Source organism: Pedobacter cryotolerans, from assembly GCF_005116475.1.
Classification (GTDB): domain Bacteria; phylum Bacteroidota; class Bacteroidia; order Sphingobacteriales; family Sphingobacteriaceae; genus Pedobacter; species Pedobacter cryotolerans.
In genome coordinates, this window is the sequence record NZ_SWBO01000023.1 from 1 (window position 1) to 6,075 (window position 6,075).

Consider the following 6,075-nt stretch of genomic DNA (forward strand, 5'->3'; position numbering starts at 1 on the left):
TATATTTGTTGTTACGTTTAATTTTTCTACTTTTGCATCCCGCTTCGGAGGAGGCGAATGGGTTTACGGAAATAGTGATAGGGGCATTGAAAAAGGGGATTTAAAAGTATTTGAGCTGTAAATAAGCCACTTACGAAAAAGACAAAAAAATTTCAAAAAAAGTTTTGGAAATTAAAAAATCTTCTTACCTTTGCAACCCGCTACGGAGGTAACGACAGAAGGAGAAAAGGAAAAGAGAGGATGAATTGAAATAGGGAAACAAAGAGCAAACAACGAAACGAAAAAAAAGTTTCAAAAAAATAAAAAAAAGTTTGCAAGTTTAAAAAAGTTTCCTACCTTTGCAATCCCAAACGAAACGGGAGCTAACGAACGGAGTTCGGAAAGCTAAAAAACAAGATTGAAACGATGAAATTTAAGATGACTAACTGGAACATTAAAAGACCAGTTAAGAATTAAGAAAGACATTGCAACATATAAAGATCACCGTGAGGTAAGATCGAAAAGTTCATTAAAGAGATATCATTTATACAACGCAGCGAGGCAAACAGTACGATTTCAAAGTACATGACACCAAGCTGTTTCTTAAGTCTGTAACTATCAGACAACATAATAATAGAATACAAGACTATTTAATTTTAATAACACTAGAATAAGAATGGTCAGTGTTCAAACAACACATTTTACAATGGAGAGTTTGATCCTGGCTCAGGATGAACGCTAGCGGCAGGCCTAATACATGCAAGTCGAGGGGTAGAGTTAGCTTGCTAACTTGAGACCGGCGCACGGGTGCGTAACGCGTATGCAATCTACCTTTATCTGGGGGATAGCCCGAAGAAATTCGGATTAACACCGCATAAAATCACAGTACGGCATCGTACAATGATCAAATATTTATAGGATAGAGATGAGCATGCGTGTCATTAGTTAGTTGGCGGGGTAACGGCCCACCAAGACCACGATGACTAGGGGATCTGAGAGGATGACCCCCCACACTGGTACTGAGACACGGACCAGACTCCTACGGGAGGCAGCAGTAAGGAATATTGGTCAATGGAGGCAACTCTGAACCAGCCATGCCGCGTGCAGGAAGACGGCCCTCTGGGTTGTAAACTGCTTTTATTCGGGAATAAACCTACTTACGTGTAAGTAGCTGAATGTACCGAAGGAATAAGGATCGGCTAACTCCGTGCCAGCAGCCGCGGTAATACGGAGGATCCAAGCGTTATCCGGATTTATTGGGTTTAAAGGGTGCGTAGGCGGCCTGTTAAGTCAGGGGTGAAAGACGGTAGCTCAACTATCGCAGTGCCCTTGATACTGATGGGCTTGAATGGACTAGAGGTAGGCGGAATGTGACAAGTAGCGGTGAAATGCATAGATATGTCACAGAACACCGATTGCGAAGGCAGCTTACTATGGTCTTATTGACGCTGAGGCACGAAAGCGTGGGGATCAAACAGGATTAGATACCCTGGTAGTCCACGCCCTAAACGATGAATACTCGCTGTTGGCGATATACAGTCAGCGGCTAAGCGAAAGCGTTAAGTATTCCACCTGGGGAGTACGCTCGCAAGAGTGAAACTCAAAGGAATTGACGGGGGCCCGCACAAGCGGAGGAGCATGTGGTTTAATTCGATGATACGCGAGGAACCTTACCCGGGCTTGAAAGTTAGTGAAGTTACCAGAGATGGTAGCGTCCGCAAGGACACGAAACTAGGTGCTGCATGGCTGTCGTCAGCTCGTGCCGTGAGGTGTTGGGTTAAGTCCCGCAACGAGCGCAACCCCTATGTTTAGTTGCCAGCACGTAATGGTGGGGACTCTAAACAGACTGCCTGTGCAAACAGAGAGGAAGGAGGGGACGACGTCAAGTCATCATGGCCCTTACGTCCGGGGCTACACACGTGCTACAATGGACGGTACAGAGGGCAGCTATACAGCAATGTAATGCCAATCTCAAAAAGCCGTTCACAGTTCGGATTGGGGTCTGCAACTCGACCCCATGAAGTTGGATTCGCTAGTAATCGCATATCAGCAATGATGCGGTGAATACGTTCCCGGGCCTTGTACACACCGCCCGTCAAGCCATGGAAGTTGGGGGTACCTAAAGTACGTAACCGCAAGGAGCGTCCTAGGGTAAAACCGATAACTGGGGCTAAGTCGTAACAAGGTAGCCGTACCGGAAGGTGCGGCTGGAATACCTCCTTTCTGGAGTAGTATAGACTACTCGCTGCGTAAAAAATGATACATATCTCTAAAGAGAAACCAAAAAGATGACGCCATCGGCACGATACCATATCGGCTGCGGCGGGATTGAAATTGAAATACGATTTTGATTTACGATTTACGAACTTCAGTTTAAGGGCTGATACAAATCTAAAATCGTCAATCTAAGATCTAAAATCATAAAGTCCCGTAGCTCAGCCTGGTTAGAGCACTACACTGATAATGTAGGGGTCTCCAGTTCAAATCTGGACGGGACTACACGTAATTTTTTTGGGGGATTAGCTCAGCTGGCTAGAGCGCCTGCCTTGCACGCAGGAGGTCAACGGTTCGACTCCGTTATTCTCCACCATCACCGGTACCTAATATAAAAGGTACGTTTATAATAAGGTTGTAGAAATATAACCTCGGGATTGAAAAGTTCTTTGACATATTGGAAGAAGTTAATAAGAAGAGCAAACAACAATAGAGACGTTGTTAGCTTGGAGTTCCCTCGGGGATGAAAAGATAACGACATATCAAAAAAGCATACCATGCGGCGCAAAAGGCGCATGAGTAGAAGAAAGTAAGAAAGAGTATACGGGGGATGCCTTGGCTCTCAGAGGCGATGAAAGACGTGATAAGCTGCGATAAGCCGCGGGGATTAGCAAATATGAATTGATCCGCGGATTTCTGAATGGGGAAACCTAGCTAGTTGAAGACTAGTTGCACATAGTGCGCAAACCTGCCGAACTGAAACATCTAAGTAAGCAGAGGAAGAGAAAATAATAATGATTTCCTAAGTAGTGGCGAGCGAAAGGGAAAGAGCCCAAACCAGCTATGTTACGGCATATCTGGGGTTGTAGGACTGCAATGTGGCATTAACAAACAGAAGTGGAATGGGATGGGAAGCCCAGCGAAACAAGGTGATAGCCCTGTACACGTATAGAATGTTAGTCTAGCAGGATCCTGAGTACCGCGAGGTCGGAGACGCCTTGTGGGAATCTGCCGGCACCATCCGGTAAGGCTAAATACTCCTGAGAGACCGATAGTGAACCAGTACCGTGAGGGAAAGGTGAAAAGAACCCCGAACAGGGGAGTGAAATAGAACCTGAAACCGTATACTTACAAGCGGTCGGAGCGTCCAGGTGGCGTGACGGCGTGCCTTTTGCATAATGAGCCTACGAGTTACTCTTCTCTGGCAAGGTTAAGTGTTTAAGACACGGATCCGAAGCGAAAGCGAGTCTGAATAGGGCGCATAGTCAGGGGAGGTAGACGCGAAACCTTGTGATCTACCCATGGACAGGTTGAAGGTGCGGTAACACGTACTGGAGGACCGAACCGATAAACGTTGAAAAGTTTCCGGATGATCTGTGGGTAGGGGTGAAAGGCTAATCAAACTGGGAAATAGCTCGTACTCCCCGAAATGTTTTTAGGAACAGCGTCGTGGTTGAGTTATATAGAGGTAGAGCTACTGATTGGGTGCGGGGGAGTCAAATCCTACCAAATCCAGACAAACTCCGAATGCTATATAATATACACGGCAGTGAGGCGCGGGGTGCTAAGGTCACGCGCCGAGAGGGAAAGAACCCAGACCATCAGCTAAGGTCCCTAAATTACCGCTAAGTTGAACTAACGAGGTGCGATTGCATAGACAGCTAGGATGTTGGCTTGGAAGCAGCCATTCATTTAAAGAGTGCGTAACAGCTCACTAGTCGAGCGATCGTGCATGGATAATAAACGGGCATTAAGTGGTATACCGAAGCTATGGGTAATATTTATATTACGGTAGGGGAGCATTCCAGCGGCAGCGAAGTTGTAGCGTGAGCTATGGTGGAGCTTCTGGAAAAGCAAATGTAGGCATAAGTAACGATAAGGCGGGAGAGAAACCCGCCCACCGAAAGGATAAGGTTTCCTGATCAACGCTAATCGGATCAGGGTTAGTCGGGGCCTAAGGAGAACCCGAAGGGGATATTCGATGGACAACGGTTTAATATTACCGTACTTTTTATAGATGCGATGTGGGGACGGAGTAGTGACACTGCCGCGAACTGACGGAATAGTTCGTTAAAGACTGTAGGTATTAGAATGGTAGGCAAATCCGCCAATCTAGCTGAACGTCGATAGTACCGCGAGCCTTCGGGTAAGTGGATAGCGCAGGTAATCAGACTTCCAAGAAAAACCGCTAAGCTCCAGTCTATAAAAACCCGTACCGCAAACCGACACAGGTATCCGGGAAGAGAATTCTAAGGTGCTCGAGTGAATCATGGCTAAGGAACTCGGCAAAATGGCCCTGTAACTTCGGGAGAAGGGGCGCTGGTAGCAATATCAGCCGCAGTGAAAAGGCCCAGGCGACTGTTTAACAAAAACACATGGCTTTGCAAAATCGAAAGATGAAGTATAAGGCCTGACACCTGCCCGGTGCTGGAAGGTTAAGAGGGGATGTCATACGCAAGTAGAAGCATTGAATCGAAGCCCCAGTAAACGGCGGCCGTAACTATAACGGTCCTAAGGTAGCGAAATTCCTTGTCGGGTAAGTTCCGACCTGCACGAATGGTGTAACGATCTGGGCGCTGTCTCAGCCATGAGCTCGGTGAAATTGTGGTCCCGGTGAAGACGCCGGGTACCCGCAACGGGACGGAAAGACCCCATGCACCTTCACTACAATTTAACATTGACATTGGATACAAGATGTGTAGGATAGGTGGGAGGCTTTGAAGCGGCGTCGCTAGGCGTCGTGGAGCCAACGTTGAAATACCACCCTTTTTGTATTCGGTGTCTAACCCCGCTCAGCGGGGGACATTGTTTGATGGGTAGTTTGACTGGGGTGGTCGCCTCCAAAAAGGTAACGGAGGCTTTCAAAGGTAAGCTCAGTACGCTTGGTAACCGTACGAGGAGTGCAATAGCATAAGCTTGCTTGACTGTGAGGCAGACAAGCCGAGCAGGGTCGAAAGACGGATATAGTGATCCGGTGGTTCTGCATGGAAGGGCCATCGCTCAAAGGATAAAAGGTACGCTGGGGATAACAGGCTGATCTCCCCCAAGAGCTCATATCGACGGGGAGGTTTGGCACCTCGATGTCGGCTCGTCACATCCTGGGGCTGGAGAAGGTCCCAAGGGTTCGGCTGTTCGCCGATTAAAGTGGCACGCGAGCTGGGTTCAGAACGTCGCGAGACAGTTCGGTCCCTATCTGTTGTGGGCGTAGGAATTTTGAGTGGGGCTGACCTTAGTACGAGAGGACCGGGTTGGACTAGCCTCTAGTGAATCTGTTGTTCCGCCAGGGGCATTGCAGAGTAGCTACGCTGGGGATAGATAAGCGCTGAAAGCATCTAAGTGCGAAACTAGCCACGAGATGAGAATTCCATATAGGGCCGTAGAAGACTACTACGTTGATAGGATACAGATGTAAAGGTGGTGACATCACAGTCGAGTATTACTAATAACCCGAAGCTTTCAAAGCAAACAGACTGTTGTTTGTTCTTCTAAAATAACTTCTTTCAATAATATGTCATTGTCCTATGCTGTTTTGCATAGTACATTTAAAATATTCAGGTGCCTATATCGGCGGTGTCCACCTCTTCCCATTCCGAACAGAGAAGTTAAGCCCGCCAGAGCCGATGGTACTGCAGTAACATGTGGGAGAGTAGGTCGGTGCCAGATCTTAAAAGAAGCCTCATAACGAAAGTTGTGAGGCTTTCTTGTTTTACAAAATTTCCTATTAAAATGTTGTGTTGGCTTTTGTTGATCCAAAAAGCGATGTGCTTTGTGAACTTTGCTAGGCAAATGTAAATAGCAGCACAACATGCTCCATCATAGACCCGATTGCAGTGTATACCGAAGTGGATAGCGGGCAATGGCCGTATAACGGAAAGCGGGACA

General features: G+C 47.1%; 2 tRNA genes and 3 rRNA genes. All 5 read left to right on the forward strand.

Annotated elements, in window-relative coordinates:
• Positions 1–682 precede the first annotated feature (682 nt).
• The 5 genes from FA045_RS18635 to rrf all read left to right on the forward strand — a co-directional run bounded on the left by FA045_RS18635 (position 683) and on the right by rrf (position 5,856).
• A 16S ribosomal RNA gene (locus tag FA045_RS18635) occupies positions 683–2,202 on the forward strand.
• Between the two features lie 201 nt (positions 2,203–2,403).
• A tRNA-Ile gene (locus FA045_RS18640) sits at positions 2,404–2,478 on the forward strand.
• Between the two features lie 14 nt (positions 2,479–2,492).
• A tRNA-Ala gene (locus tag FA045_RS18645) sits at positions 2,493–2,569 on the forward strand.
• Positions 2,570–2,776: 207 nt separating this feature from the next.
• Positions 2,777–5,655 (forward strand): 23S ribosomal RNA (locus FA045_RS18650).
• Between the two features lie 89 nt (positions 5,656–5,744).
• Positions 5,745–5,856, forward strand: a 5S ribosomal RNA gene (gene rrf, locus FA045_RS18655).
• The 16S, 23S and 5S rRNA genes sit together here with 2 tRNA genes alongside, the layout of an rRNA operon.
• The last annotated feature ends 219 nt before the right edge of the window (positions 5,857–6,075 follow it).